Consider the following 25896-nt stretch of genomic DNA (forward strand, 5'->3'; position numbering starts at 1 on the left):
TCCTGTTGCCATTTTTCCTGACTCCCTCATATACCTGGAGGCGGTGCACTTCCGAAACGCCGCCTTTCTCCTTGTTCTTGAGTACAATTCCATCTCCTTCAATCGCTATAATTTCCGGCTGTGTCGGCTTTTCAACCTTTTCCTCTTCTGCCAATGCTTTTTCGTAAGCCTTTGCCTTCTTACCGGCATAATTCTTGAGTGAGATAACGGACTGATGGGAGATGGTAATCCCTGCCAGGCTTTGCAGGAGTTCGCTGGCACTGCGAGATGTGGTAATTGCGACAGCCTCGACAATCCGCTCAATCATTCCCAGGCTGTAGTGTTTTCTGGACTCAAAGCCCATTTTGCAGTCCAGGGGATAGAAGCTCTTCCCGTCTTTCTGCAGAAGTCTTCGGGTATAGGTCAGCTCTCCATAGCGGCAGCAAATCGTCCTAGAGTCCCGGCGCGCCACACGCCACCCCTGTACCTTGTAAATCTGATACAGCTCAGTGTCAATACGCGCCAGGGCCATAGCTATAAGCTGACAGTTCATTTCAGTGAGCCAATGAGTTAGCTTTCTTTCAGCCTCGATAGAGTCATCAGATTCCTTAATGAGAGAAATGACTGCACCAATTGCATTTTCACTCCAAATTTCTCCAGTTTTTGTTATAATATCCATGAGGAAAGCCCTTTCTTTGTTTTATTTGTGCACGGAAATTATAACATTTCCACTCAAGGGGAGGCTTTCCTCTTTTATTGTTTCTGGAAAAATTCCCCTACCGAGTAAAATTTTACACTAAGTCCATCGGGAAAGTGCTTTCCCTGCCGGCGGAAGCACTTTCCGGCTGCCCAATTCTCCCCCAGTCCCCAGTCCCCAGTCCCCAGTCCCCATTTCATAGGCCTCTTTCCTGGCCCATCGGACCGGGTGGCAGAGGATTTCCTTTCGTGGTATACTTTCATTAATTACTTTCCAAGCAGGGGTATCCCTGGGGGAGGATAGAAGTATAGGAGGAGTTTTAATAAATGAACAACGAAAAAGCAGACGTCCGCCTGGAAGATGTGGAGGAGACGAAAGCGGAGCTGGATAAGAAGGCTCAAAAAATGCTGGAGGATAAGGATGCCGATTCCCGTATGAGGATCTATGATGGACCTCTGGGAAAAGCCATTGTGGTGCTTTTATGTGTGTGGACAGCCTTTCAGCTGTATTTCACCACCATCGGCGCCATCAGTGCCATCAACCTTCGGGCTATCCACTGCATTTTCCTTCTGGTATTTACTTTTCTTTTATTTCCTACGTATAAGAAGGAGAAAAGACGGAGGAAACTGCCGCCGCTGTGGGACTGGTTCTTTATTCTGGGGTCCGCAGGGTCTTTCCTGTATCTGATTTTCAACTATACCCGCATTGCCCAGACGGGAGGACGCATCAGCAGTCTGGAAATTGGCATCGCCTTTGTAGCCATTATCTGCGTATTTGAAGCAGCCCGGCGTGCTTCGGGAAATCTGGCCATTCTGGCGGCCCTGTTCCTGGCGTACAACTGGTTTGGTGCTTACCTGCCGGGATACCTGGGACATAACGGATTTACGCTGAAGCGTGTGCTCATTACCCAGTTCTGGGGCACCCAGGGCCTTCTGGGCACCGGTATCGGTGTATCGGCGACCTATATTTTCCTGTTTGTCGTTTTCGGTGCGTTTTTGAAATACAGCGGATTTTCCCATTTCATCAATGATTTTTCCCTCACCCTGGTGGGCCGCACCTCCGGCGGTCCTGCCAAGGTGGCAGTCATTGCCTCGGGCCTCATGGGCATGATCAATGGTTCCGCCATTGCCAATGTGGCTACCACCGGCACCATTACCATTCCTCTCATGAAGCGTACCGGCTACAAGAAGGAATTTGCCGGCGCCGTAGAAGCGGTGGCATCCACCGGCGGCCAGTTTACGCCGCCTATTATGGGGGCCGTGGGCTTCGTGATGGCGGAATTTCTGAATCTGTCCTATACCTATGTGGCTCTGGCTGCGGTAACACCGGCGCTTCTCTACTATGTGGGTCTTCTTCTGGCCGTTCACTTTGAAGCCAAAAGGCTGGGCCTATCCGGCATTGCCAAAGAAAATATTCCTGATGCCATGAAGGTCATCAGGGAGCAGGGCCACCTGGTACTGCCTCTGATCAGCCTTATCGGCCTCATGTTTGCAGGATTCACACCTCTCTATGCAGCGGTGATTTCCATTTTCGTTACCATCGGAGCCAGCTGGCTTCGGAAGGATACCCGCATGACGCCGGACAAGATCCTGGCAGCTGTGGTGGAGGGCTCCAAGAGTGCCATTTCCGTCGGGGTCTGCTGTGTCATCATCGGTGTTATCATCGGTACGGTGACCCTCACATCCCTGGGACTCAATATGGGATATCTGATCCTTTCTGTGGTGAATGGAGGAAGCATTTATCTGGCCGGTTTCCTGGTCATGATTATGTCCGCCATTCTGGGCATGGGCGTTCCCGGTGTGGCTGCCTACGTTATCGTGCAGGCCGTAGCAGTACCGGTGCTGATTAAAGCAGGGGCCATGCCTCTCATTGCTCACCTGTTCTGCCTGATTTACGCCTGCCTGTCCAACATTACTCCGCCGGTAGCCATGTCTGCCTATGTGGCATCGGGCATTGCTGATTCGGACCAGACGAAGACAGGCCTTTGGGCGGTGCGTCTGGGACTGATCGGATTTATTATTCCTTTCTTTTTCCTGGATAATCCGGTGCTTCTCATCGGCGTGTCCAAGACAGCCACTCTCTTTGATACGGGATGGGCAGTCTTTACGGCCATGGTGGGTACCTTTGCCCTGGTGGCCGGGCTGGAAGGATGGATCCTTCGCCGCTGCACATTGGTGGAAAGGATTATCCTCATCGTATCATCGCCGTTCCTGCTTCTGCCCGGCGTCCTTACCGATGCGGCCGGTGCTGCAGGTATTGCGGCGGTATGCATTTACCAGTGGATGAGAAGAAATAAAGAGAAGAAAGAAATCGAAGCAGCATAGCAGAAACAGGGGCCTTGGTTTTTGGGTTTACGCCGGGCTTCTGTGATATATTAGTGAAGAATTGCAGTAAGGGAGGAAACAGTATGAAAAACTGGAAAAAAGTATTGGCTGTATCCATGGCGGCCATGGTGATGGCAGGTGCCCTGGCAGGGTGCGGAGATGACAAAAAAGGCGGCAGTGCCAAGCCGGCTGCAGGACAGACCCTGAAAATCAATTTCCCCACCGCCGGAGCATCGGGGGCCCTCTATGCCGTAGGGGCAGCTATTACCAATATGTGGAGCAATAACGTTCCCGGCGTCCAGGCAGCCAGCCAGGCTTCTGCCGGCGGCATTGAAAACCTGAACATGGTATCTGACGGGGAAGCCCAGGTATCCATTGCCATTGCCAGCAATGTGTACCAGTGCTATAAAGGACTGGATTCCTTCAAGGACCATGCCTATCCGGACCTGAAGGTCATCGGCGGATTGTACCTCAATCCGAACCAGGTGGTGGCCAGCGCCAATTCGGGTATTGAAAACATTCAGGATATCAAAGGCAAACATTTTGCCGTAGCTTCCGCCGGCTCTTCCGTGTATAACGAAGCAGAGGCTCACCTTACCACGGCAGGCATGAAGTTCCCTGACGACATCAAGGCAGAATATATTACCTTCGGCGATGCAGCTGATATGATTCAGAACGGTTCCATCGACGGCGCCTGGATCATGTCCGGCGCTCCCGCTTCCGCTGTTACCCAGGCTCTTACCAGCGGTGCCCATCTGGTGCCCATTGACGACAACCTTATGAAGGAACTGAAAGCTAAGTACCCCTGGTACACCAGCTACACCATCAAGGCAGGCACCTATCCAAACCAGGATAAGGACATTCAGACTTCTGCCATTAAGATGGTTATGTTCTGCCGCGGCGATCTTCCTGACGATGTGGTGTACCAGCTCACCAAGACCCTGTGGGAACACATGGATGAAATGGGACAGTCCCAGAAGAACCTGAAAGGCCTCACTGCAGAAAATGCAGTGAAAGACATTGCCGGCGTACCGCTCCATCCGGGCGCTGAAAAGTACTACAAGGAAATCGGAGTGCTGAAATAGTCTGCAGCCAAAAACGCTTCCCCCTGGAGAGGCGTTTTTTGAGTTAGTGGACTAGTGGAATAGTGGACCAGTGGACTAGTGAACTAGCCCACTATCTCCCCCCCCTTGACTAAAGTTAACTTTAACTTTCTATACTATAGAGAAGATGAAAGCTTTCCCTATTTCCTTCTCTCTATGATAAAATAAGCATAGAACAGGAGGACATATGATACATCGCTTTCATCAGGACAAAAACAGGTGGGACGGCGTGGAGCCCCATATTTACAAAGAGAACCCCGGCGTTTTCCGGGATGTGACCAAGCAGGTCCTTTTTGACAACGAGGCGGACCTTCCGGTGCAGTTCCGCTATTTCCAGGTGGAAAAGGGAGGCTTTTCCTCCTTTGAGCACCATAAGCACATGCACGCGGTTATGATTTTCAAAGGGAAGGGTCATGCCCTTCTGGGAAATCAGGTGGTGGAAGTCCATGAAGGAGATTTCATCACCATTGCTCCCTGGGAATGGCACCAGTTTAAGGCGGATATGGGAGACATCCTTGGATTTCTCTGTCTGGTGAACCATGACAGGGATATTCCGGTGTATCCTACGGAAGAGAATATACGGGAAATCCGGAAAAATCCGGAGGCGGCGCGCTTTCTGGACGAAGAGTAGAAGGGCCTGCCGAAGGGCAGGTTTTTCTTATGAAAGGAGAAAAAGAAATGGAACAGGAGAAAAAAGCAGGACTTGGCGGGGAGCATTACATTCCCTATGAGGAAAGAAAGGGAAACGAATCCATTGTGTACTTCACCCGTGATTTATCGGCAGAGGGACTTATCCGGCTGTATGAGAAAATCAAAGAGAACCTTACCGGCAGAGTGGCAGTGAAGCTGCATACCGGGGAGCAGCATGGCCCCAATATCATTCCCCGTCCCTGGGTGAAGGAACTGATGGAGAAGGAAATCCCCAATGCCGCCATTGTGGAAACCAATACCTATTATGACGGAGACCGCTATACTACGGAAGAGCATCGGAAAACGCTGGAAGTCAACGGCTGGACCTTTGCACCGGTGGATATTATGGACGAAGAAGGCACCACCATGCTTCCGGTGAAAGGAGGCAAATGGTTCACCGAAATGTCCGTAGGCAGCCATGAGACCCAATACGATTCCATGCTGGTGCTCACCCATTTCAAAGGCCATACGATGGGAGGCTTTGGCGGTTCCAATAAGAATATCGGCATCGGCTGCGCCGACGGACGTATCGGCAAGGCCATGATTCATACCTATCCGGGCAAGGGCCAGTGGTCCATTGCAGAGGAAGAGTTTATGGAACGAATGACCGAATCGGCCAAGGCCACGGTGGATTATTTCGGCAGACACATTGCCTTTATCAATGTGATGCGGAATATGTCCGTATCCTGCGACTGCGAAGGCGTGAATGCCCAGCCTGTGGTGACGCCGAACGTGGGCATTCTGGCATCGCTGGATATCCTTGCCATCGACCAGGCTTCGGTGGACATGGTATATGCCATGAAAGAAGAGGACCATCATGACCTGGTGGAACGGATGGAATCCCGCCACGGCCTTCGCCAGCTCACCTATATGAAGGAACTGGGCATGGGCAATGACCGTTACGTGCTCATCGATATGGATCACGGAGAAAAGCGGATTGACGCCAGAGAAGCAGTGGCAGGAGTGAAGCCCTTTGGGAAATAGGACATCTTTCCTTCAGAGAAATACCATCATTTTTGATATGGACGGTACCCTCATCGATTCCATAGGCATATGGAACCAGGTGGACCAGGCCCTCATGGCAGCCATGGGAGGAGCGGCAGAAGAGGAAATGGCGGTGGGAAGAAGGCGGGATGCCTTTCTTGCAGACCATGGGAATGAAGAAAACCCCTACCTTTCCTACTGCCTTTTTCTGGCCAGGCACTGCGGCTGCTCCTGGAGCGGCGAAAAAGTATTCCAAAAGCGCTATGAAATCTCCCGGGATTTCCTCATCCATAAGGTGGACTACAAGAAAGGGGCGCCGGAGGTGATTCAAAGGCTCCATGGTCTGGGAAAGACCCTGGTCATTGCCACCACCACCAAAAGGGCCAACATGGATATATACCGCCATCTGAATGAAAATATCCGGTCCAAAGCGCCGCTGGACAAGTACTTTACAGCCATCTATACCAGAGAGGATGTGTCTTCCATCAAGCCGTCGCCGGAGGTTCATGAGAAGCTCATGACAGACCTGGAAAAGACAAGGGAAGACTGCTTCATTTTTGAAGATTCCCTGGCAGGACTCATGGCAGCCCGGGCAGCGGGCATTCCGGCAGGCCTTATCTATGACAGGTATTCAGAAAAGGACAGGAATCGCATGGTTCCTCTGGCAGAGGCATGGTATGACAGCTGGGAGGATGTACTAAGCGAAATGAAAACTGATTGAGAATGAATTTCGATTAGAAAATTCAGTATTTATGGGCCTTTTCCTTTGACAAGGGGAGAGGAACATGGTATGATTCTCAATAAGTGAGGGAGTAGCAGCCACCCTGTGGAGTAAGTCAACATACTGGCGTGAAGGAAAAACTGATGACATCCTGTGGCATGAAAAATCAGTATTTCCGGCCTGGCTTTCCTTGAAATTGCGAGACTCACGTGCATGGTTTTTACCTGCACGGAGTCTTTTTTGATGGCTTCGTGAGGTCATTCTTTCAGGAAGTGGGACGATGGATTTTTTATTTCTTTTTAACAGTGTGCTTCTGGGAGCGAGCCTAGCCATGGACGCTTTTTCCGTATCTTTGGCCAATGGGATTCACGAGCCTTTCATGAGGAAGAGGAAAATGGCCCTTATTGCCGGCACCTTCGGCTTTTTCCAGTTCCTCATGCCCCTTCTGGGATGGATATGTGTCCACTGGGTGGTAGATCTCTTTCAGAGCCTTCTTCCCTATATTCCCTGGATTTCCCTGGTTCTTCTCTTCGCCCTGGGTCTTATGATGATTCGAGACGGCCTTTCGGGAGAGGAGGAAGAGGTGTGTCCGGAAACCAGTTTCCAATGCCTTCTTCTTCAGGGACTGGCCACATCCATGGATGCGCTGTCCGTGGGCTTCGCCATCGCCTCTTTCGGGGCGAGGGAAGCTGTGGCATCATCTGCCATCATCGGCGTGGTGACTTTTCTTATCTGCCTTGCCGGCATTGTTCTGGGCAGGTACTTCGGCATGAAGCTGGCGGACAAGGCCACCGTGGCCGGCGGATTGATCCTCATGAGCATCGGACTGGAAATCTTCCTTTCGGCGTGAGGCAGAGGAAATGGGGGAAAAAGGGGCTGTCCGTTTACCGCTGGGTTGTATTCCTGCCTTCTATGAACCATTTTCCCCTGCCCTCTTGGCGGCCATGGGGAAAAACGTGGTATGATACTGATAGAGAAGGAGGCAGGCAATGACTAGGGTATACATGATACGGCATGGAGAAACGGACTGGAATAAAGCCCACCGTTTGCAGGGGTGGAGCGACATTCCCCTGAATGAAAGGGGGAGAGCCCAGGCAGCCTGTGCGGCGAAAATGATGGCCTCAGTCCCGCTGGATGTGATTTACACCAGTCCCCTGAAAAGGGCGGTAGAAACGGCGGACATCATCCGGGGAAAAAAGGCTGTCCCGATGATTTCTGAAAAAGGTTTCATTGAAATCAACCTGGGCCGCTGGGACGGGCATTCGCCGGATGAAATGGATGAGCTTTATCCGGGGCAGTATGATATATGGCGGAGCACGCCCGGCGATGTGCACATTGACGGCGGGGAAAGCTTTGCAGCCGTGCAGGAACGGGCGTGGAAATCTTTCCTTTCCATGACGGAGAAGAACAAGGGAAAACGTATACTGCTGGTATCCCATATGGGCTGCCTCAGCACCATCCTTTTCAAAATCGCCGGCTATGGGCTCAATGATTTGTGGAAGCACCCCATCGGAAACTGTGCTCTCTGCAGAGTGGATATCGGGGAAGAGGGGACCATGCATATCGGGGAGTGGGGAAGGGATGACTACATTCCTGACGATTTAAAGATGAAGGTACCCTTCGGCAGGGTGAAAGATTGATTTCCTTATGGAGACAGCGCGAGGAGCTGTCTCTTTTCTATTGAAAGGGCCTTTCCCTTCGTGGTATAGTTAATCATTATGGAGAAAAATTACAGCAAGGAGGGTTCTTATGTCCTTTGAAAAAGTAAAAGCCTATCTGGCACCCTTTGGCCTCTCGGACCGGTGCATTGATTTGAAAGAATCCAGCGCCACTGTGGCACTGGCGGCAGAAGCACTGGGAACCGAGGAGGCGCGGATTGCCAAGACCATGTCCTTCCTGATAGACGATGCGCCGCTCATTGTAGTGGTGGCAGGCGATGCCCGGGTGGACAATCATAAATATAAGGAAACCTTTCATAAGAAAGCCAAAATGATTCCCGGAGCAGACTGCGAAAGGTATATCGGCCATCGCCCTGGCGGCGTATGCCCCTTTGCCCTTCCCGAGGCAGTGCCGGTGTACCTGGATGTGTCCCTGAAGCGTTTTGACATTGTGTATCCCGCGGCCGGTACGGACCACAGCGCCGTGAAGCTGACGCTGGAGGAACTGGAAAGAGCGTCCCGGGCCAAAGGCTGGGTGGATGTATGCAAGAACTGGCAGAGCGGGGAATAAAAGCGTTTCATATGGTATGGATGGAGAATAAGACATGATTGTTGAGCAGTTTGGCGTAGAAGACTGGATGGACCGGTATGAGGAAGGGGCCCGGTACAATATTACCGATACCTGTGCAAAGCCCCTGACCCTGAATGAACTTTTTGCCCTTTCCGGGGAAGATAAGCAGGATTTCATGGAAACCTTTTTCCAAAGGGAGCAGACCTATGGTCCCATCTGGGGCGACCGGGGGCTGAAGGAGGAAATTTCGCACCTTTATGAGCATATTTCTCCTGATGACATCCTGACGGAGCATGGTGCTACCGGCGGCAACCAGCATATTTTCTTTTCCCTCATCCGGCCCGGCGACAGGATCATTGCCTATGCGCCCAGCTATCAGCAGTTCTATTCGGCGCCCCGGTCCCTGGGAGCCCAGGTGACAGTGCTCCATCTGAAAAAAGAAAGGGGCTACATGCCGGACCTGGATGAACTCAGGCAGGCAGCCAGGGAAGGGGTGCGCATGATCTGCCTCAATAACCCCAACAACCCTACGGGCTCTTTGATTCCAAAGGATATGATGGAAGAAATCGTGGACATTGCAAGAGAAGCAGGGGCCTATCTGTTCTGTGATGAAGTCTATGCCGGCGTTTCCCAAAGGGAAGAGGACCGCTGCCCTTCAGTGGCGGACCTCTACGAGAAAGGCATTGCCACAGGCTCCATGTCTAAGGCCTTCTCCCTGGCAGGACTCCGTCTGGGCTGGCTGGCCACAAAGGATGAGGAAGCACTGGCCCAGTTCCGGCGGGTAAGGGACTATGACCTGGTGAGCTGCAGTCTCTTCGATGAAGCCGTGGCAGCCCTGGCCCTTCGCCATAAGGAAAAAATCCTGCAGCGCAACAGGGCCATCCTCCAGCACAACCTTCCCATTCTGGAAGACTGGGTGCATGAGGAAAGCCATGCCTCCTTCGTGAAACCAAAGGCAGGCACCATGGCTCTGGTCTACTATGATTTCCCTCTGCCCTCTACCCTTTTTTCCCATCGCATGTACTATGAAACCGGCGCCTTCACCGTACCGGGAGACTGTTTCGATGAGCCCTTCTCCTTCCGCGTAGGCTACGGCCACGACGAGGAAACCCTGAAAAAAGGGCTGGCAGCGGTGAGCGAATTTTTCCGGATACTGGAAGGAAAGTGAGCTGGTGGACTGGTGTGCTAGGGAAGCACTGATTAATTCATAGAGTTTTCTTTTATAAGAATTTTTATGCACTGTTTCGTCATGGGCTTCCTTAAATAGCTCGCTATTCGCGTCAGCCCATTCCTTGCATTGCATAAAAATTCAAGAATAAAAGCAAACAATGATTTAATCAGCGCTTCCCTAGTGAGCTGGTGGGCTAGTGAGCTAGTGGGAGAGTAGAAGCTGCTATCGGCTATTCGCTTTCCGCCGGACGCTGTCATCCTGAGCGGAGCGAAGGATCTCGGTGCGTGGAGGCAGTGGGATAAATACTGATAAATACCGGTCGGCGGGAAGACGTTAGTCTGTCAGACGGCAGACATCAGAAGGCTGAATTCCTCAATGCAAATGGATTCAAAGAAAGTTATAAAGCCCACTCCGTGGAGACAAAGTGGGCGCCTTTGGCGCCATTTTATAATGCGGCGAAGCCGCCACCACAACCCTCGGGCCAAGGGCCCGTCAAACTTAAGAACCCTCCGGCCAAAGGCCGGTCAAACTTCATAACCTTATGTTCTTAACCCTTCTGTACAATCTGCCTTCGTCGGCGGGCCGCAGCCGCCGGCGAAGCGGCACCTTTTTTTACTTTATGAACATGGGGCGGCGAAGCCGCTCCCCTTATGCTATAATATGATTACACACTGCTTCGCCACCGGGTGGGGCAGAGGATTTATGAATCCAGGTGTTTTCCCTATTTCCGCAGGTACGGCAGTGAGCCGGGAGAAATGGGGAAAACACTTTTTTTATACCGCAGGAAAGGAAGGAGGAAAACATGGAACTGTGGAATCTTTGGTGGCCGGTGGGGCTTGTGGTGCTGGCTGATGTGTTTTACCAGGTCTGCGCCCGCCGGCTGTCTACCCTGAAAAGTCCGCTGGCAGCGCTGGGTATGACCTACCTGGTCAGTGCCTGCCTCTGCGCCCTTCTTTTTGAAATACTCATACCGGGCGGCCATATTTTCCATGAAATCTGGCCGCCCCATCCGGCGGCCCTCATGGTGGGGCTTGCCATAACGGGACTGGAGGTGGGTTCCATTTTCATGTATCGGGCCGGCTGGCCTATGAATATCGGATTCCTTGTGTATACAGCCCTGGCCATTGTGGTGCTGCTCATGGTGGGCCATTTCATGTACGGGGAATCGCTGCGCCCTCTGCAGCATGTGGGAATCATTCTGGCCGCAGCGGGCATGTTTCTGATTGTGAGGTAGCCTATGAAATTCTGGTGGCCCATTGGCCTTATTGTATGCTGCAGCACTGCCTACCAGGTGGGAGTCAAGGAAATTTCCAGCGGCATCCATCCCCTGGCAGCACTGGTGCTGACCTATCTTTCCGCCTCTTTCGCATCCTTCCTTTTATATTTCTTCCTGGCGCCGAAAGGGGAAAACCGGAGGAAGGCACTGCTTTCCTGGAATCCCTGGGCTCTGGGCCTTGGATGTTCCATTGTAGGCATCGAACTGGGCGTGGTGTACATGTACCGGGCCGGCTGGACGGTGCAGACCTCCTTTATTCTGACTAACAGCCTCATTGTGGCGGCCCTCATGGTGACCGGCGCCCTTTTCTATGGAGAAAAGCTGAAGCTCCGCCAGCTGGCAGGCGCAGTGCTTACCCTGGCAGGGATTGCCTGCATTGTGTGGCAGTAGAATGGAGTCATGGGCGGCATTGTATAATGCGGCAAAGCCGCCATCACAATCCTTTGAACCCTTTGAATCTTCGGAATCCTTTTTCACAGCCCTTCGATAAAGCCTGCAGCCGCCAGGCAGTTCTTCACAGCCCCACCCTTTGCATTATGCCCATCCTATTGTATAATGGACTTAGAATATAAGTTCGGAGGGCAGCTATGGACGCATTATGGAATGAGCTGAATGAAAAGCAGAAAGAGGCAGTCACTTCTACGGAAGGCTATGTACGGGTCATTGCCGGGGCAGGGTCAGGAAAGACAAGAGCCCTTTCCTACCGGTTTGCCTACCTGGTGAATGAGCTGGGCATCCTGCCGGGTCATATTCTCTGCGTTACATTTACCAATAAATCAGCCCGGGAAATGGCGCGGCGCATCCACAGCCTCACCGGAGACAATGATACGGGATACATCAATACCTTCCACGGCTTCTGCGTGTCGGTGCTGCAGGAAGACAGCCATGCCGTATCCTATCCGAAAAATTTCCTGGTCATCGACAATTCGGACATTGATGACATGCTGCAGATGATTTACGAGGAGCGGGGCCTGACCCTTCGGGACATGCCCTTCAACAAAGCCAGGGACATGATTGAAATGAAGAAGTGCGTGTGGCAGCCGGAGTATTACAAGGACATGATTGCCATGCCCCTGTCCCTCCTTTATGAAAAGTACCACCAGGCCCTTACGGTGGAGGATATCATTTTCTACGGCTACCTGTACCAGGAAAAGAAATGCTTTGCCCTGGACTACAATGACCTCATCAAGTTTACTCTCTATATTTTTGAGGAAAACGAGGACATCCGGCTGAAGTGGCAGAAGCGGCTGGAGTATATCATGATTGATGAATTCCAGGATATCGACCCTCTCCAGTACAGGCTCATGAAGGCCCTCTGCGGATATCACAACAACCTTTTCATCGTGGGAGATCCGGACCAGACCATTTATACCTGGCGCGGCGCCGATGTGCGGTATCTCTTGCATTTTGACAGGGAATTTCCCCATGTGAAAACCATCATTATGGATGACAATTACCGGTCCACGCCGGATATCCTGGATGCCGCCAATTCCCTGATTGACAAGAATGAGAACCGCATCCCCAAGAATCTGATTTCCCATAAGGAAAAAGGAAAGCCTGTGACCCTGATGGCAGCGGCCAACGGCGGGGAAGAAGCCAAAGCAGTGGCATCGGCTGTCAAAAAACTCCATGAATCGGGCCGGAAATACAGCGACATAGCCATCCTCTACCGGGCCCATTATGTGACCCGGAACCTGGAGGAAGGGCTGATAAAGGCGGATATTCCCTATGTGATTTACAGCGGTGCCCAGTTCTTCGACCGCATGGAAATCAAGGATGCTCTCTGTTATCTCCGCATGATTTCCTCCAGAGATGACATGGCTTTCCGCCGCATCGTCAATAAGCCGAAGAGAAATATAGGAAGGCGCCGTATGGATTTTCTCACGGAAAAGGCGCAGGAAGAGAACACAAGCCTCTATGAAACGCTGAAGAAGTATGCGGAAGATCCCCTTTTCAAAAAGACAAAGGCCGGAGATTTCATAGACCTTATCGAATACTTTACCAAGGACAGCGAAGGGAAGCAGGTGTCCGAGGTTTTGTCTGCCATTCTGGATGAAAGTGGCTACGAAAAAATGCTCCGCACCGAAGGCAGCCAGGAGCGGCTGGATGATCTGGCAGAGCTGAAGCAGTCTATTTTTGAGTATGAATCAACGGCAGGGGAAGAAACGTCCATTTCCGACTATCTGGACCATGCGGCCCTCTTTTCCAATATGGACCGGGGGCCGGAGAGGGATGCGGTGCGGCTTATGACCGTCCATACCGCCAAGGGTCTGGAATTTCCGGTGGTGTTCCTCTGCGGCATGAATGAAGGAATCTTTCCCTCTCGGAAGACAAGGACGAAAAGAGGCATGGAAGAGGAAAGGCGCCTGGCCTTCGTGGCCATGACCCGGGCAGAGGATGAGCTCTACCTCACGGAGGCGGAGGGAACGAATCTGGACGGCACGCCCCGTTTTCCCTCCCGTTTCATTCTGGACATAGACAGAAAATACCTCTCCTTTGATCCGCCGGTGAATGAATCCCTCTGGAAGGCGGGGAAGGCTTATGTGGAAAGAACCAGCGCCTACCTGAAGGATGATGGGGACAAAGGCCATTTTCCCGTGGGCTGCCGGGTGCGGCACACCGTCTTTGGCATGGGTACCATTGAAGAGGTGGATGAAAAGAACAATTCCTACCGCATCCGTTTTGACAGCATGGATACCACCAGGGATATCGCCTTCAGGGCCAGACTGGTGAAGGCGGATTGAGCATCTGCCTGCATTGATGGGGAAACGGCATCCCCGAAGGCTGGCCCGCTTTCGCAGGCGGGGATTGACGGCCCCCGAATCAGCTGCCCTCTCTAGAGCTTAGCGAATACAGCCTTTTGTCTGCAGGGCAAAGATTCTGCCCCAAAGCGGCGCTCCCCAATCCCCAATCCCCATTCCCCAATCCCCATTCCCACTAAACTATATAGAAAATCCTTGACATACTTCTCTTTCCATGGTATTCTGTATGCACAAACGAAAGAGGTACCGGAACTGACGGAGAAATGTGGAATTGACCACGTGAACCGGTATTATCTGAATCAGCCGACCGTCTGGGCAGGGAAACCTACTCAGACGGTCTTTGCGTCTCCGGTTTCCCTTCATTGCTTACTGCTTATGGAGGGATTTCAAATGAAAAAGAAAAATCGCTGGCTTATTGCCCTGGCAGCTGTGGGCATCCACATCTGCATCGGCAGTGTGTATGCATGGAGTGTGCTGACGAAGCCGGTTATGGCGGCTATGGGTCTTTCCCTCTCGGAAACCACCTGGGCCTTTTCTATTGCTATTCTGTTTCTGGGACTGTCTGCCGGCTTTCTGGGCGGCGTGGTGGAACGGATGGGGCCGTCCCGGTCCGGTCTGGTATCGGCAGTTTTCTTCGGCACCGGCCTTCTGGGCACAGCGCTGGCTGTCCATGTCCATTCGCCGATGCTCCTTTATATATTTTACGGCATGATCGGCGGCATCGGGCTGGGCACCGGCTATATCACCCCTGTGTCCACCCTGGTGAAATGGTTCCCGGAACACCGGGGCTTCGCCACCGGCCTGGCTATCATGGGTTTTGGCTTTGCAGCCCTTGTGGCAGGACCGCTCATGCGTTATCTCACTGACGCCTATGGCCTGACTGCCAATTTCCTCATCCTTGGCATTGCCTATGCGGTGATTATTTCCCTTTCCGCTTCTTATCTTCGTCCGCCGAGGAAGGGTGAAATCCCGGTTATGCTGGAAGAAGTGCTTCGCCGGGAAGCGGCCATGGGCAGGAAACGCACCGTGGTAGGTCCTCAGATGACGAGAAAAGAAGCCATGCATAGCTGGAAATGGTTTGCTCTGTGGTGGATTTTCTTTACCAATATTACCTGCGGCATCGGTCTTCTGGCTGTGGCTTCCCCCATGGCCCAGGAAGTCATCGGCATGACGCCGGTGGAAGCAGCTTCCCTGGTGGGGATTATCGGTATCGTCAACGGCGGCGGCCGTATCGTATGGTCCACCGTTTCTGACTGGATCGGCCGCGGCGTGACTTACATGGTATTCTTTGCCCTGGAAGTATGGGCTTTCTACCAGCTTTCCATTACCACGGAAGGTCTCATTTTCCAGGCCCTGGTTCTTCTTATTATCAGCTGCTACGGCGGCGGCTTCTCCTGCATGCCCGCTTACCTGTCCGATATTTTCGGCGTAAAACAGCTTTCCTCCATTCATGGGTCCATCCTCACGGCCTGGGGCATTGCCGGTGTAGCCGGTCCCCTGATTCTGGCCTTCATGAAGGAAAACACCGGCGGCTATGCAGCCACACTTCATCTTTTCTCCGCCATGCTGGCGCTGGCCTTCCTTATCGCCGCCGTGCTTCGCTGGAGAAATGAAGTGGATAAAAGAAAATGGGAAGTGAAGGAAGAAAAAAATTTTCATGGCCCCGTGGCAAAAACCACCACAGTCTCCTGAAGAAAGATTGACTTTCCTCCGGAAGGGGACTATACTGAAGCCATACAAATCAAGCAAAGGTGCTTATAGGGATTTTCCCTGTAGGCACTTTTTTGTTTACAAGGAGGGTTTATCATGAAGGATATCTGTACGATTTCGGTGGTTACTTTTCATCCTGTGTGGGGCGATAAGGCGTCCAACCTGAGACGGATTGAAGAATATATCGAATGCGCTTACCGCAAGGGCAGCCAGATCGTTATATTCCCGGAAATGAGCCTCACCGGCTACGACGATGAAGCAGATAAGCCTTTCAAAGAAAAAATGCAGTACAAGCTGGCGGAAACGGTGCCGGGTCCAAGTACGCTGGAGGTGGCAGAGCTCACGAAGAAGCTGGGCCTGTATGTCATTTTCGGCATGCCCATCAGGGACGATAAGAATCCGGATATCATCTATAACGGGCTGGCCATTTTCTCACCGAAAGGACTGGAAGGGGCTTATCACAAAATGCACCTGCCTTCTCCGGAACCGAACTGGGCCACCCGGGGGGACAAGCCTTTCATCCTCCATTCCGAATGGGGCCCTATTGGCTGCGCCATCTGCTATGATAACTATGCCTTCCCGGAACTGACCCGCTACTATGTGGCCAAGGGCTGCCGCCTCCTCATCAACAGTACAGCCCTGGCCAAATGCCATGGCCCTTATTTCGGTTCGCCCACCCTGGAAGCCTCGGTGATCCAGAATGGCATTTACATCGCTTCTGCCAATATTGGCGGCCTGGATGTGGATAACTATTTCTGGGGCGGTAGCTCCATTATCGGACCGGGACAGAAGCATCCATGGTCTTTCTATTACTATGCAGGACGGAAATTTACCGATGAAGATGCACCGGAAATTGAAATGTTCACCGCCACCGTGGACCTGTCCCTGGCAAGCCGGTATGCCTTTAAACATAATCCCGCAGTAGACGGAACGGACTGGAGACCGGATAAGTACATTGAAATGTACAAGGATATCCTGAAGGATCCGGATTTCGGAAAATAAGGCATAAAAAAGGTCTGCGAAGAAATGATTTCCATTTCTTCACAGACCTTTTTGTATGATGTTACTGCTGTGCTTCTTCCAGCTTTTCAAGGAAGAACTTCACATTGTCCGTCAGGTTTGGCCCTTCGGTCTGGAGAGCGCCGCCTACGAGGAAAATGGTATCGGCACCGTAGGTCTTGTACATGTCTTTGAAGAGCTGCCATCTCATGCCGCCGGAGGGGATGGGGAAAATGGGGCGGAGGTAGGCCATTTTTTCATTGGTGCCTTCGCAGATGTTGGTGCAGGTCTCCCGGGAGAAGGAGAAGCGGCCGCCGAAGCTGGTGAAAATGACGGCGTCGGCGCCGGCCAGGCGGGAGAGCTGGCCGTAGTAGCAGAAGGGGGAAATGCCCGATTCTCTGGAAAGAACCTGGGGGCCGGAGAAGCAGGGATGGAGGAAAATGGGAAGGTTAAAGTCCGGATCCCTGGCCAGGTCGCGAATCATGGTGAAACCGGTAATGGCAGGCGCTGCCATGATGCCGTCGGCACCGATTTCCTTTGCCTTGTAAGCCCGATCCAGGAACTGGAGGCCGTCGGCGGTGCAGTTGGCAATGTACATGCTCTTTTTACCGGTTTTCTCTTTAGCATCGGCCAGTGCCATGACGCACTGAAGCACTCTTTCCTCAAAGGGGGCATAGTCCTGGTTCATGAGGCTGTGGTCGTCTTTGATGATGGGGCAGCCTCCCATGGCCAGGTCGTATACCATCTGTCCCAGTTCCTTGGGGCTTCTGCCCAGAGGTTTGATGGCGCTCATGAGAATGGGGCCCCGGGGTACGCCGCAGAGATCCCGAAGGCCCGTGCGGCCGAAGCGGGGACCGGGATAATTGTCATACATGGCTTCAGGAAGGTCGAAGGACATGAGCTTGATACCGGGCTGGAGGCTTGTATTGCCGAAGAGCATGTTCAGAAGCTCCGCCATTTCATTGCCCACTGCCGTTGGGTCATAGGAAATGGTGGCGTAGTAGGCGCCGGGCTCTGCTTTTTTCAGGTCTTCGATCTGGCCTACGATGGTATCGCCGATGGGAGTTCCTTTCACCAGCTCGTAGGGGCATTCTACGGTCTGTTCGACGCAGATGCCAAAAGCCAGTTTCTTGGCTTCTTCATAGTCCGGGGCCGCAATGCGGTAGGTGGCAGTAAAACGGGAAGACTGGGTCAGGTCTTCTTTCAGCTCTGCAAAAAGTTCGCTTTCAAAAAAAGGGGTATCACTCATAACTCTATCCTTCCCGGCAGGGGACACTGCAAAGGAGCGGGGGCATTCCTCCGCTTCTGCAAGGCAGCCTTCTGCCTTATGAAATTGGAAAAACGGGGAATCACCGGGGGTTCCCGTTACTGTGGGTTTTATAATAAGGGTTGTCCTCGTGGGCGGCGCTGTCATCGGAGAGCCAGTAGAGGGGGCGGTTTCTTGTTTCTTCAAATACGTGGCCTATGTATTCGCCCAGAATGCCAAGGCACATGAGATTGAGACTTCCGAAAATGGAAATCAGGATGGTCATGGTGGCCCAGCCGGGCACGGCCTGTCCGGTAATGACGCAGTAGAGGACGTGGAGAATCAGCAGAAATCCGGCAAAGGCGGACAAAAGGCCGATGTAGAAGGAAATGCGCAGAGGGATGGTGGAATTGGTAATAATGCCATCCATGGCAAAGTGAATCATTTTCTTCATGGAGAATTTGGAAACCCCTGCATGACGGGCAGGCGCTTCAAACTCGATGGATGTCTGTCTGAATCCAAGGCCTCCTACGATACCGCGGATGAACCGGCTGTGCTCCCGGAACTTCAGGAACGTATTCAGCGCTTTCCGGTCCATCAGCCGGAAATCGGAACCTCCCGGGACCACCCGGGTGGTGGAAATGGAATTAATCACCGCATAGTAGCCGGAGGAGGTTATCTTTTTTAAAAATCCGGCGTCCTCAGTGGCAGTGCGGATGGTCTGCACAATGTCATAGCCTTCCTGCCATTTTTCGATGAGCTTGGGAATGAGGGCCGGCGGATGCTGCATGTCTCCGTCCATGGTAATCACCGCATCGCCTTTGGCAAAGTCCATGCCGCAGGTAATGGCAATCTGGTGCCCGAAATTCCGGGCGAAGGTCAGGGCCCGCACGTGGGGGTCCCGGTCTGCCAGCTGATGAATCAGCTCGTCCGTGCGATCCCTGGATCCATCATTTACATAAATGATTTCATAATCCATGGCCAGTTCCTTCATGACTTTTGTCACTTCATCATGAAAGTATACCACGTTGCCTTCTTCGTTATAGACAGGCGTCACAATTGATATCATAATCATCCTCCAGGTCAGGCTGTATGCCAATGTATATTATAGCACATAAATGAGTTCTTCTTTCTTTCCAGATTATATATAATCGGAAGGGCCTGCAGTTTAAGGAATTTTAAAATTTTTATAAAAGACAGGAAACAGGGGCTGTGAGGAAATGATTTACATTTTTTCACAGCCCCTGTTGTCAGAGGGTATTGGGTTATGATAACAGTCAAATACAATTTCTTATGAAATCAGACGGTGCCAGTGAATCATCGCTTCGTCAGAATCGGGCATCTTCCGGCTGCATAGCGGCCGATCTTCTTTCGCCCCTGTCATGGTGACGGCCGCCGGGTCTGCCCCGGCCGGGGTCTTTGTCTTTGTCAAAACGGCGCTGACGGTGCTCATCGAAGCGATGGTCCCGGTCATTATCGTCTTTGTCAAAGCGGCGCTGACGGTGCTCATCGAAGTGATGGTCCCGGTCATTATCGTCTTTGTCAAAGCGGTGCTGACGGTGTTCTTCCAGGCGCTGGCTTTCCTCTCTGTCATGGTGACGGAGGGAAGGGGATGTTTCTCTGTAAGCGCTGCCTTCATTGGCGTCATTTGTTTCTCCGGGACGGGAGACAGGATTTTCCTTTTCTTCCTTCAGTGGCTTATGAATGACAGGGCCCCTGGTATTTTCCGCATTGATTAAGGCGATGCGGTAGTCCCGGCCTGTATTGGATACGGGACCGGCAGGTTCGGCAGCCTGCAGGGAGGCGGCGGATACATCATTTCCCAGGGCGGCGCCGGCGGCAGAGAAGGAAATCAAAAGAGCTGCGGCTAATATGGTTCTTTTCAGGTTTCTCATAGTAAGACCTCTTTTGAAGTAGACGGTAAGTCTATCTATTACAGACGGTGCCAGGTCATGCCGTCATCATCTTCTACATTTCTCTTTTCAGGATTTCCTTTCTTCGCATCCCTTTCTCTGGCTTCCGGATGCTGTTCATAGTACTTTTCTTCCCAGGGTTTCAGTTTGCGCTGAGGACCCTGGTCTTTTTTATCTCTCATTTCTTCCCGGTCTTTCTTATCCTTATGGACTTTCTGCTTCTTTTCTACATGTTTCTTTTCCTTGTGCACCTGGGGACGGCCATTGTCCTGCTGCATTTCCGGCGGATGTCTGTAGTCTTCTGCGGAAGCGGTGCCGGCAAAGAAGAAACCGCCTGCCAGTGCCAGGCCTGTCATGGAAGCAATGATGAGTGCGTTTAATTTTTTCATAATAGAACCTTCCTTTCAAAATGGGTCAATCTGTTCGAGGGAGTTTCCCTGAAACCCCCTCACTTTATTCTGGGGATATATATAAATCAATGGACGGGGCTGGTATCCCCGCCATGATGGACGAAGGATTACTCTTTATCGGGCCCTTTCGTATCTTTCTGGCGGTCCTGCCGGTTATCGGGCATATCTTTCCGGTCCTGGTCCATGGTATTTCTGTCGTGATGGTCTTTCCTGTCTTCCCGCAGGCGGTCGTTGGAAGGAATCTTCTTTGTGTCCTTCCGGTCCTTCCCCCAGCGGTCAAAATTTTCCATCATCCGGGGCCCGTTGTCCGCCATCCACCGGTGGTAGGCGGGCAGGTCATTGATGATAAAGGAAAAGGTGCCTACCATGAGCGATATAATGGCAAGAACAGAAGAAATGATGATTTTCTTCATTTCGTTTCACCGCCTTTGTCATGGTCGGTGCCGATCAGGCTTGTTTCAATGGCCCGGCTCCCTTCCCTGGCAATAAGGTAGATGGAAAGGGCTGTAAAGATACCAAAGCTTCCGATGGAGGCCAGGGTAAGGAAACTGAACTGGGGCAGCGGAGTCATGCCGTGGAAAGGAACCAGATTGGTGGAGAAGAGGCCGATGACCAGCCCCGCAGCCGCCAGGACCACGATGGCCATGATGATACCGGCTGCCGTAAGAAGGCGGGCAGTCATGCGGGCTGTGGCTTCTGCAGCTCCGGGGAGCCGGGGACTTACGGCATCCCAGGTCTTTCCCATCTTGTCCTGGGCGTCCTTAGCCATGTCCAGGGCCCTGCTTTTCAGCGGGCTGCCTTTGGCCTTTTCATCCACCACTCCTTCGGACTGGAAGGAATTGTAGATATCCTTCGGACTGCCAAGCTCTCTGGCGATTTCTTCCTCCGAAAGGCCTCTCTTTTTTCCCTCTTCAAAATGGGATTCATAATCGGCCAGGATTTCTTCTACCTCTTCGGTTTTTGCATTTCGGAAATAGTAGCGCAGCAGATCTAAAAATTCTGTTTCATTCATGGATATCGCCTCCTTCTTCCAGTATCTTCTTGACGGCTTTTGTAAATTCGGTCCATTCCCTGAGGGATTCTGTGAATTCCTCCCGTCCGGCGTCGGTGATGCGGTAATATTTTCGGGGAGGACCGTTATGTGATTCCGCCAGGTAGGTATCTACCAGGCCGTCCTTCTTGAACCGGTTCAGCAGGGGATAAATGGTACCCTCCGACATTTCAATGTACTTTGAAATCTCCGTGACCAGCTCATAACCATAGTAGTCTTTTCGCCTGAGCATAGATAGAACCACAATTTCCATGACGCCTTTTTTCAGTTGGATGTTCATGGCTTTTCCTTTCTGAGGAATCCGGGGTTCTTAAGAGGAAATCGGCCTGCCGGTGAGTGAACCGGTAGTCAATTCCCTCGTTGCTAACAATATATCACAAAGTACTTTGCAATGCAAGGTACTTTGTGAAACAAAATGATATATCTGTCAAAATCATGGAGAGAGCTGTTTATGCTAAATCTGCAATGCTGCTTTTTACCTGTTGACGGATGGAAGAAAATCATGTATCATCATAGCCATATCAAAACCAGTACATGCTGTGAACGAGAAGGAAACAGACAGGAAGCTTCAGAGAGCCGGCGTATGGTGAAAGCCGGTGCGGAAAATCTGCGGACTATCACTCGTGAGCTTCCTGATTGAAAGAATTTCCGTAAATCAGGACGGAAGTCCCCGTTACAGGACAGGCCTTCAGAGTATAATGCAGGGTGGTACCGCGATTTCGCCCCTGTCCCATGGTGGACAGGGGCTTTTTGTTTCCTCCCTTCCTATGCCTGGCGGCTGAGAGATAAACCGGAGTGGTACCGCGCCATGCGCCTCTGTCTGATATTTCAGATAGAGGCTTTTTTTATGGCTCCTCCGGGAAGAGTGAAGATTGCACATGTGCTATTTCATCCAAAGGAGAAATGAAAATGATGGACTGGAAAAAAGGACTCAAACTGGCAGGCCTTGGCCTTATGATGACAGCTGCATGTGCAGGACTTTCCGGCTGCGGCGGAAAGGGAGAAGGACAGGGCAGCGGAAAGACCGCCAAGGTAGGCTTTATCAACGGCGTTTCCGGCGGCGTGGCTTCCTACGGCCTGGCGGAAAAAGAAGGCTTTGACATGGCGGTGGATGAAATCAACAAAGAAGGAAAAATCCACATGGATGTGGAAATGGTGGACACCAAGGGCAATGTGCAGCAGGCGGTGGCGGCGGCCCAGAAACTCATTGCCGCTAAAAAGGTGATCGTGGTGGGACCTTTGATTTCCGGTGAATACAAGGCAGTGGGGCCTCTTTTCCAGCAGGCGAAGATTCCCCTTCTGGGCGTGGCCACCACGGCGGAAGGGCTTATGGATATAGGAGACTATATGTTCCGGAACTGCGTACCGGAATCGAAAAATATCCCCCAGACTGTTGAGAAAACCCATAAACTCCTGGGCTATAAGAGAGTGGCCGTGCTTTATTCCAACAACAATGAGCATCAGGTGTCCGCGTACAAGACCTTCAAAAAAGCACTGGAACAGGAGGGCGTGGAAATCGTGGCGACAGAAACCTTTGCTGATAAGGACACGGATTTTTCCGCCCAGCTCACCAAAATCCACAATGCCAATCCTGATGCCGTGGTGGTGGCAGGCTACTACCAGGAAGGAGGGCTCATCCTCAAGAAAATGAGAGACCTGGGCATGAACCAGCCGGTACTGGGAGACAACGGTTTCATGTCTCCGGAACTGGTGAAAATTGCAGGTCCTGCAGCAGACAATGTGTACGTATCCTCCATGTGGTCCCCGGACAGGGACTCCGAGGCTACAAGAAAATTTGTGAAGGACTTCCGGGAGCGGTATAATCATGACCCCGACAACTTTGCCGCCTGCGCCTATGTATCGGCCAAGCTGGCAGCCAAAGCCATGGAAAATGCAGGCACCACCACGGATTCCAAAAAGGTGCGGGACGCCCTGGCCCATATCAAAAACTTTGAAAGTGCCGCCGGCCCCATGACCTTCAACAACTCCGGAGACCCGGAAGTGGACCTGGTGCTTCTGAAAGTGGAAGACGGGAAATATAAGGCAGTGAAAGTGTAAAGCACCGCTGCCAAAAAAGGCAGGGAAGAAAGGATTGCTGTTTCTTCCCTGCCTTTTTCTATGAGGGCTTCCTGCCGGGGTGGATACCCATGTGTATCACTGTCATAGGAAACTTTTCGCAGCCAGTTTCCTGTCGGTGTGGATGCCCTATGTGTATCATCACCATAGGAAACCCTTCGCAAGCAGTTTCCTGCCGGTAAGAATGACCAAAGTGTAACACTGGCATGGGAAAATTTTCGCGAACAGTTTCCCGCCGGTATGGATGCCCCATGTGTATCATCACCATAGGAAACCCTTCGCAAGTAGTTTCCTGCCGTCATGAATGACAAAAGTGTATCATGCTGCCATGGGCTACACCGTTATGGAAATGGCCGTTTCCGCATCGATGGCTTCACCGTCGGGATTTTTGGCGGGCGCAAAGGTCCACTGCCGGAGGGACCGTTCTATATAGGAAGAAAGGATTTTGAAATCGGCATCGCTCAGGCCGGTCCCTTCCTTTTCAATTACCGGCGGGGCGCTCATTTTTCCATTCCTGTCTATGGAGAGCTTCACCGTAAAGGAAGGGTGACCGGATCTTTCGGCGGCCTGCTCTTCCTTTTCCTTCATGTCTGCCATCACCTGCTTTTCCGGTGCCGGCGGCACGGATACCATGGCTGACATGAAACGGACGGGAATACGGACAGTCAGGGGAATATCCTTATCTCCCCGGCGGGCGGGACGGAAGGTCCAGGATGCAGCAGAGGAAGCGGCATACTGGTCCAGGACCAGGGAGGATGAGCTTTCAGCGATTTCCTCATGGGTGACGGCACCGTCTTCATCAATGGAAAGAATGAGCACCGTAGATGCTGCATGGGGCAGCTGGGAGAGGGCTTCGTGGACAGCGGCGGACTGCGGCAGCATGGGAGTTGATTTCACCGAAGGCGGCACCATCTGCTCTTCCGTTATGGGGCTGCCTTCTTTATCCAGATACACGCCTTCTTTGGGAAGGGCGGCAGAGGCGGTCAAGCCCAGGGTAAGCAGGAGAGACAGGGAGATGAGGATTTTTTTCATAGGGGCTCCTTTGACAGATTTGCATTCTGACTCATGTAATATACATTTTACACATCAATTTCTCCATTTATTTTAATAAATAGGAAAGGGAAGCGCAACCGGTTTTCTATCTGCCGTGGTACAATCATGGCAGATAGTACAAGGAGATGATGCAAAGGAGGCCGTCACGAAGAGAGAGGATATGGAAGAGCTCATAAAGGAGGCCCGGAGGGCGGGGCAGATAATGAAAATGGTGGATGTCACCCGGGTGAAGCGGCAGGCCGCCTGGGGCCATAAGCATTGAAAAGAGTGCTGCGAAGAAGGGAGCTTCTTCACAGCACTCTGTATTCCGGCGCCGAAAGGCACCTGCTTTCTAAGCCTTCTTCTTATCAGAAGAGGGCTCTTTTTTTATGAGGGAAAAGCCGTAGTCCAGCAGTTGGGCCGCTTCTGTAAACCGGCTGTCCATATCCCGGGAATGCATGATGATGACGATGAGCTCATGATTGTCCCTGATGGCTGAGGCAGCCAGGCATCCGCCGGCAGCGCGGGTGTAGCCGGTTTTGATGCCCGTGGCGCCGGGGTAGGTGTAGAGGAGTTCATTGCTGTTTTCACAGGTGAAGATTTCTGCAGGGCGGATATATCGGATCTGTTTCCTTTTGGTAGAAACGATGGAGCGGAAATTTCGATTTTCCATGGCGTATCGGGCAAGGCGGGCCATGTCCTCGGCGGTGGAATAATGATTTTCATCAGGCATGCCGTTGGCGTTGACGAAATGGGTGCCGGTCATGCCGATATCCTTTGCTTTCTGGTTCATCATATCCGCAAAGGCCGGAAGACTTCCGGCCGTGTTTTCTGCAATGGCCGTGGCGGCGCCGTTGTCGGAAATCATCATCATCTGGTTTCGGAGATCCCCCAGAGAGAGCCATTCGCCGCCGTTTAGGGCCGTAGATTCCACGTCCGCTGCCTTTGGGCTCACAGTGACGGTTTGATAGGTGTTTCCCTTTTCAAGAGAAAGAATGCAGGTCATGATTTTGGTCATGCTGGCAGGATACTCTCTTTTGGTCCCGTTTTTTTCGTAGAGGAAACGGCCGTCAGAACCGTCCATAATGACTGCGGCATCGGCGGTAATGTCCGGCGCTGCCGCATGGAGGGGAGAGCAGGATATACAGGTGAAGGTGAGAGCCAGGAGGAACATTTTATATGTCATAGAAACCTCCCGTCAGGACTTTGTGCCGAAGAAGTTCAGCAGCACACAGCCTGCAATAATGAGGAATATGGCCAGCATTCCAGTGGCCGTCAGCTTCTCGCCGAAAAAGAACCAGGAAATGAAGGTGGTGGCCAGAATGCCTACACCGCTCCAGGTGGCATAGGCCAGCGCCAGGTTCAGGGACGTAAGGGCCCGGGAGAAGGAGAAAAAGCAGAGGCCGTAGGAACCAAGGCATGCCAGGGTGGGAAGGGGGAGGGTAAAGCCATGGGACATTTTCAGGAAGGTAGTGCCGGTGAGCTCCATGGCAATGGCAAAGAACATGAGAAAATAGGCCATG

Annotated in this window: 27 protein-coding genes, 1 riboswitch and 1 other annotated feature; of the genes, 16 read left to right on the forward strand and 11 right to left on the reverse strand. The window is 52.2% G+C overall.

Features of this window, described 5'->3' with window-relative positions:
- On the reverse strand, window positions 1-658 hold a 658-nt coding region (locus HMPREF9453_RS08995; protein ID WP_008860242.1), incomplete at its 3' end, for a UPF0236 family transposase-like protein.
- Window positions 659-1002: 344 nt separating this feature from the next.
- On the opposite strand from HMPREF9453_RS08995, the gene HMPREF9453_RS09000 reads away from it, so the two are divergent.
- The 14 genes from HMPREF9453_RS09000 to HMPREF9453_RS09065 all read left to right on the forward strand — a co-directional run bounded on the left by HMPREF9453_RS09000 (window position 1003) and on the right by HMPREF9453_RS09065 (window position 16648).
- Window positions 1003-3000 (forward strand): TRAP transporter permease, encoded by a 1998-nt coding sequence (locus HMPREF9453_RS09000; RefSeq protein WP_008860243.1) that lies wholly within the window; start codon window positions 1003-1005, stop codon window positions 2998-3000.
- An 83-nt stretch (window positions 3001-3083) separates the two neighbouring features.
- Entirely contained in the window at window positions 3084-4085 is a 1002-nt protein-coding gene (locus tag HMPREF9453_RS09005) for a TAXI family TRAP transporter solute-binding subunit (protein ID WP_008860244.1), read from the forward strand.
- A 205-nt stretch (window positions 4086-4290) separates the two neighbouring features.
- Window positions 4291-4734 carry a cupin domain-containing protein gene (locus HMPREF9453_RS09010; protein WP_008860245.1) on the forward strand — a complete coding sequence of 148 codons (444 nt, stop codon included), beginning with the start codon at window positions 4291-4293 and terminating at the stop codon, window positions 4732-4734.
- Window positions 4735-4781: 47 nt separating this feature from the next.
- Window positions 4782-5777, forward strand: a complete 996-nt coding sequence (locus HMPREF9453_RS09015) for a DUF362 domain-containing protein (protein WP_008860246.1) — start codon at window positions 4782-4784, stop codon at window positions 5775-5777.
- Entirely contained in the window at window positions 5767-6498 is a 732-nt protein-coding gene (locus HMPREF9453_RS09020) for an HAD family hydrolase (RefSeq protein WP_008860247.1), read from the forward strand. Before HMPREF9453_RS09015 ends, HMPREF9453_RS09020 begins: the two co-directional genes overlap by 11 nt.
- Window positions 6499-6778: 280 nt before the next feature.
- Complete coding sequence (locus HMPREF9453_RS09025) at window positions 6779-7348, forward strand: manganese efflux pump MntP (RefSeq protein WP_008860248.1); 570 nt, start codon at window positions 6779-6781, stop codon at window positions 7346-7348.
- A gap of 139 nt (window positions 7349-7487) precedes the next feature.
- Window positions 7488-8138, forward strand: coding sequence for a histidine phosphatase family protein (locus HMPREF9453_RS09030; RefSeq protein ID WP_008860249.1), 651 nt, complete (start codon window positions 7488-7490; stop codon window positions 8136-8138).
- A 109-nt stretch (window positions 8139-8247) separates the two neighbouring features.
- Window positions 8248-8727 carry a YbaK/EbsC family protein gene (locus HMPREF9453_RS09035; protein ID WP_008860250.1) on the forward strand — a complete coding sequence of 160 codons (480 nt, stop codon included), beginning with the start codon at window positions 8248-8250 and terminating at the stop codon, window positions 8725-8727.
- A 34-nt stretch (window positions 8728-8761) separates the two neighbouring features.
- Window positions 8762-9895 carry an aminotransferase class I/II-fold pyridoxal phosphate-dependent enzyme gene (locus HMPREF9453_RS09040; RefSeq protein WP_008860251.1) on the forward strand — a complete coding sequence of 378 codons (1134 nt, stop codon included), beginning with the start codon at window positions 8762-8764 and terminating at the stop codon, window positions 9893-9895.
- Between the two features lie 805 nt (window positions 9896-10700).
- On the forward strand, window positions 10701-11132 hold the full coding sequence (locus HMPREF9453_RS09045; RefSeq protein WP_008860252.1) for a hypothetical protein: 432 nt from the start codon (window positions 10701-10703) through the stop codon (window positions 11130-11132).
- A gap of 3 nt (window positions 11133-11135) precedes the next feature.
- Window positions 11136-11564: an EamA family transporter gene (locus HMPREF9453_RS09050; RefSeq protein WP_008860253.1), complete on the forward strand. Its 429-nt coding sequence runs from the start codon at window positions 11136-11138 to the stop codon at window positions 11562-11564.
- 197 nt (window positions 11565-11761) lie between these two features.
- Window positions 11762-13918, forward strand: a complete 2157-nt coding sequence (locus tag HMPREF9453_RS09055; RefSeq protein WP_008860254.1) for an ATP-dependent helicase — start codon at window positions 11762-11764, stop codon at window positions 13916-13918.
- Between the two features lie 256 nt (window positions 13919-14174).
- Window positions 14175-14260, forward strand: a riboswitch (ZMP/ZTP riboswitch).
- A 66-nt stretch (window positions 14261-14326) separates the two neighbouring features.
- Window positions 14327-15628, forward strand: a complete 1302-nt coding sequence (locus tag HMPREF9453_RS09060) for an L-lactate MFS transporter (RefSeq protein ID WP_008860255.1) — start codon at window positions 14327-14329, stop codon at window positions 15626-15628.
- 114 nt (window positions 15629-15742) lie between these two features.
- Complete coding sequence (locus HMPREF9453_RS09065; protein ID WP_008860256.1) at window positions 15743-16648, forward strand: carbon-nitrogen hydrolase family protein; 906 nt, start codon at window positions 15743-15745, stop codon at window positions 16646-16648.
- A gap of 61 nt (window positions 16649-16709) precedes the next feature.
- Here the strand turns inward: HMPREF9453_RS09065 and HMPREF9453_RS09070 are convergent, their stop codons facing one another.
- The 7 genes from HMPREF9453_RS09070 to HMPREF9453_RS09100 all read right to left on the reverse strand — a co-directional run bounded on the left by HMPREF9453_RS09070 (window position 16710) and on the right by HMPREF9453_RS09100 (window position 21545).
- Window positions 16710-17894, reverse strand: coding sequence for a RuBisCO large subunit C-terminal-like domain-containing protein (locus HMPREF9453_RS09070; RefSeq protein WP_008860257.1), 1185 nt, complete (start codon window positions 17892-17894; stop codon window positions 16710-16712).
- Window positions 17895-17994: 100 nt separating this feature from the next.
- Entirely contained in the window at window positions 17995-18960 is a 966-nt protein-coding gene (locus HMPREF9453_RS09075; protein ID WP_008860258.1) for a glycosyltransferase family 2 protein, read from the reverse strand.
- Between the two features lie 259 nt (window positions 18961-19219).
- Window positions 19220-19786 carry a hypothetical protein gene (locus HMPREF9453_RS09080; protein WP_008860259.1) on the reverse strand — a complete coding sequence of 189 codons (567 nt, stop codon included), beginning with the start codon at window positions 19784-19786 and terminating at the stop codon, window positions 19220-19222.
- A 38-nt stretch (window positions 19787-19824) separates the two neighbouring features.
- The gene (locus tag HMPREF9453_RS09085; protein WP_008860260.1) at window positions 19825-20193 is read right to left on the reverse strand and encodes a hypothetical protein; all 369 of its coding nucleotides are present in this window, start codon (window positions 20191-20193) and stop codon (window positions 19825-19827) included.
- 128 nt (window positions 20194-20321) lie between these two features.
- Window positions 20322-20627, reverse strand: coding sequence for a hypothetical protein (locus tag HMPREF9453_RS09090; RefSeq protein ID WP_008860261.1), 306 nt, complete (start codon window positions 20625-20627; stop codon window positions 20322-20324).
- A complete protein-coding gene (locus HMPREF9453_RS11120) occupies window positions 20624-21226 on the reverse strand; it encodes a DUF1700 domain-containing protein (RefSeq protein WP_008860262.1) in 603 nt (200 codons plus the stop codon). Before HMPREF9453_RS11120 ends, HMPREF9453_RS09090 begins: the two co-directional genes overlap by 4 nt.
- A complete protein-coding gene (locus HMPREF9453_RS09100; RefSeq protein WP_008860263.1) occupies window positions 21219-21545 on the reverse strand; it encodes a PadR family transcriptional regulator in 327 nt (108 codons plus the stop codon). The genes HMPREF9453_RS11120 and HMPREF9453_RS09100 overlap by 8 nt, the downstream gene beginning before the upstream one ends.
- Window positions 21546-21795: 250 nt before the next feature.
- Window positions 21796-21995: a binding site (T-box leader), on the forward strand.
- Window positions 21996-22174: 179 nt separating this feature from the next.
- Between HMPREF9453_RS09100 and HMPREF9453_RS09105 the strand changes: the two genes are divergently transcribed.
- Window positions 22175-23323 (forward strand): ABC transporter substrate-binding protein, encoded by a 1149-nt coding sequence (locus HMPREF9453_RS09105; protein WP_008860264.1) that lies wholly within the window; start codon window positions 22175-22177, stop codon window positions 23321-23323.
- A gap of 351 nt (window positions 23324-23674) precedes the next feature.
- On the opposite strand, the gene HMPREF9453_RS09110 is transcribed toward HMPREF9453_RS09105, so the two are convergent.
- Window positions 23675-24373 (reverse strand): TonB family protein, encoded by a 699-nt coding sequence (locus HMPREF9453_RS09110; protein ID WP_008860265.1) that lies wholly within the window; start codon window positions 24371-24373, stop codon window positions 23675-23677.
- 115 nt (window positions 24374-24488) lie between these two features.
- Here HMPREF9453_RS09110 and HMPREF9453_RS12180 point away from each other — a divergent pair, with 115 nt between their 5' ends.
- Window positions 24489-24656 carry a hypothetical protein gene (locus HMPREF9453_RS12180; protein ID WP_187368079.1) on the forward strand — a complete coding sequence of 56 codons (168 nt, stop codon included), beginning with the start codon at window positions 24489-24491 and terminating at the stop codon, window positions 24654-24656.
- A gap of 69 nt (window positions 24657-24725) precedes the next feature.
- On the opposite strand, the gene HMPREF9453_RS09115 is transcribed toward HMPREF9453_RS12180, so the two are convergent.
- Both HMPREF9453_RS09115 and HMPREF9453_RS09120 read right to left on the reverse strand, forming a co-directional pair.
- Window positions 24726-25559 (reverse strand): D-alanyl-D-alanine carboxypeptidase family protein, encoded by an 834-nt coding sequence (locus tag HMPREF9453_RS09115; RefSeq protein ID WP_008860266.1) that lies wholly within the window; start codon window positions 25557-25559, stop codon window positions 24726-24728.
- 12 nt (window positions 25560-25571) lie between these two features.
- Window positions 25572-25895, reverse strand: coding sequence for a DMT family transporter (locus HMPREF9453_RS09120; RefSeq protein WP_008860267.1), 324 nt, complete (start codon window positions 25893-25895; stop codon window positions 25572-25574).
- Between the last annotated feature and the right edge of the window lies 1 nt (window position 25896).

Source organism: Dialister succinatiphilus YIT 11850, from assembly GCF_000242435.1.
In the GTDB taxonomy this organism is placed as follows: Bacteria; Bacillota; Negativicutes; order Veillonellales; family Dialisteraceae; genus Dialister; species Dialister succinatiphilus.

Coding starts and splice junctions, on each gene's coding strand:
- HMPREF9453_RS09045 (WP_008860252.1), top strand. CDS start 10,701: ATGGAACTGTGGAATCTTTGGTGGCCGGTGGGGCTTGTGGTGCTGGCT.
- HMPREF9453_RS09060 (WP_008860255.1), top strand. CDS start 14,327: ATGAAAAAGAAAAATCGCTGGCTTATTGCCCTGGCAGCTGTGGGCATC.
- HMPREF9453_RS09090 (WP_008860261.1), bottom strand. CDS start 20,627: ATGAAGAAAATCATCATTTCTTCTGTTCTTGCCATTATATCGCTCATG.
- HMPREF9453_RS09050 (WP_008860253.1), top strand. CDS start 11,136: ATGAAATTCTGGTGGCCCATTGGCCTTATTGTATGCTGCAGCACTGCC.
- HMPREF9453_RS09015 (WP_008860246.1), top strand. CDS start 4,782: ATGGAACAGGAGAAAAAAGCAGGACTTGGCGGGGAGCATTACATTCCC.
- HMPREF9453_RS09025 (WP_008860248.1), top strand. CDS start 6,779: ATGGATTTTTTATTTCTTTTTAACAGTGTGCTTCTGGGAGCGAGCCTA.
- HMPREF9453_RS09035 (WP_008860250.1), top strand. CDS start 8,248: ATGTCCTTTGAAAAAGTAAAAGCCTATCTGGCACCCTTTGGCCTCTCG.
- HMPREF9453_RS09055 (WP_008860254.1), top strand. CDS start 11,762: ATGGACGCATTATGGAATGAGCTGAATGAAAAGCAGAAAGAGGCAGTC.
- HMPREF9453_RS09040 (WP_008860251.1), top strand. CDS start 8,762: ATGATTGTTGAGCAGTTTGGCGTAGAAGACTGGATGGACCGGTATGAG.
- HMPREF9453_RS09120 (WP_008860267.1), bottom strand. CDS start 25,895: ATGGCCTATTTTCTCATGTTCTTTGCCATTGCCATGGAGCTCACCGGC.
- HMPREF9453_RS09110 (WP_008860265.1), bottom strand. CDS start 24,373: ATGAAAAAAATCCTCATCTCCCTGTCTCTCCTGCTTACCCTGGGCTTG.
- HMPREF9453_RS09005 (WP_008860244.1), top strand. CDS start 3,084: ATGAAAAACTGGAAAAAAGTATTGGCTGTATCCATGGCGGCCATGGTG.
- HMPREF9453_RS09030 (WP_008860249.1), top strand. CDS start 7,488: ATGACTAGGGTATACATGATACGGCATGGAGAAACGGACTGGAATAAA.
- HMPREF9453_RS09080 (WP_008860259.1), bottom strand. CDS start 19,786: ATGAGAAACCTGAAAAGAACCATATTAGCCGCAGCTCTTTTGATTTCC.
- HMPREF9453_RS11120 (WP_008860262.1), bottom strand. CDS start 21,226: ATGAATGAAACAGAATTTTTAGATCTGCTGCGCTACTATTTCCGAAAT.
- HMPREF9453_RS09115 (WP_008860266.1), bottom strand. CDS start 25,559: ATGACATATAAAATGTTCCTCCTGGCTCTCACCTTCACCTGTATATCC.
- HMPREF9453_RS09000 (WP_008860243.1), top strand. CDS start 1,003: ATGAACAACGAAAAAGCAGACGTCCGCCTGGAAGATGTGGAGGAGACG.
- HMPREF9453_RS09085 (WP_008860260.1), bottom strand. CDS start 20,193: ATGAAAAAATTAAACGCACTCATCATTGCTTCCATGACAGGCCTGGCA.
- HMPREF9453_RS09070 (WP_008860257.1), bottom strand. CDS start 17,894: ATGAGTGATACCCCTTTTTTTGAAAGCGAACTTTTTGCAGAGCTGAAA.
- HMPREF9453_RS09105 (WP_008860264.1), top strand. CDS start 22,175: ATGATGGACTGGAAAAAAGGACTCAAACTGGCAGGCCTTGGCCTTATG.
- HMPREF9453_RS09075 (WP_008860258.1), bottom strand. CDS start 18,960: ATGATATCAATTGTGACGCCTGTCTATAACGAAGAAGGCAACGTGGTA.
- HMPREF9453_RS09065 (WP_008860256.1), top strand. CDS start 15,743: ATGAAGGATATCTGTACGATTTCGGTGGTTACTTTTCATCCTGTGTGG.
- HMPREF9453_RS09010 (WP_008860245.1), top strand. CDS start 4,291: ATGATACATCGCTTTCATCAGGACAAAAACAGGTGGGACGGCGTGGAG.
- HMPREF9453_RS09100 (WP_008860263.1), bottom strand. CDS start 21,545: ATGAACATCCAACTGAAAAAAGGCGTCATGGAAATTGTGGTTCTATCT.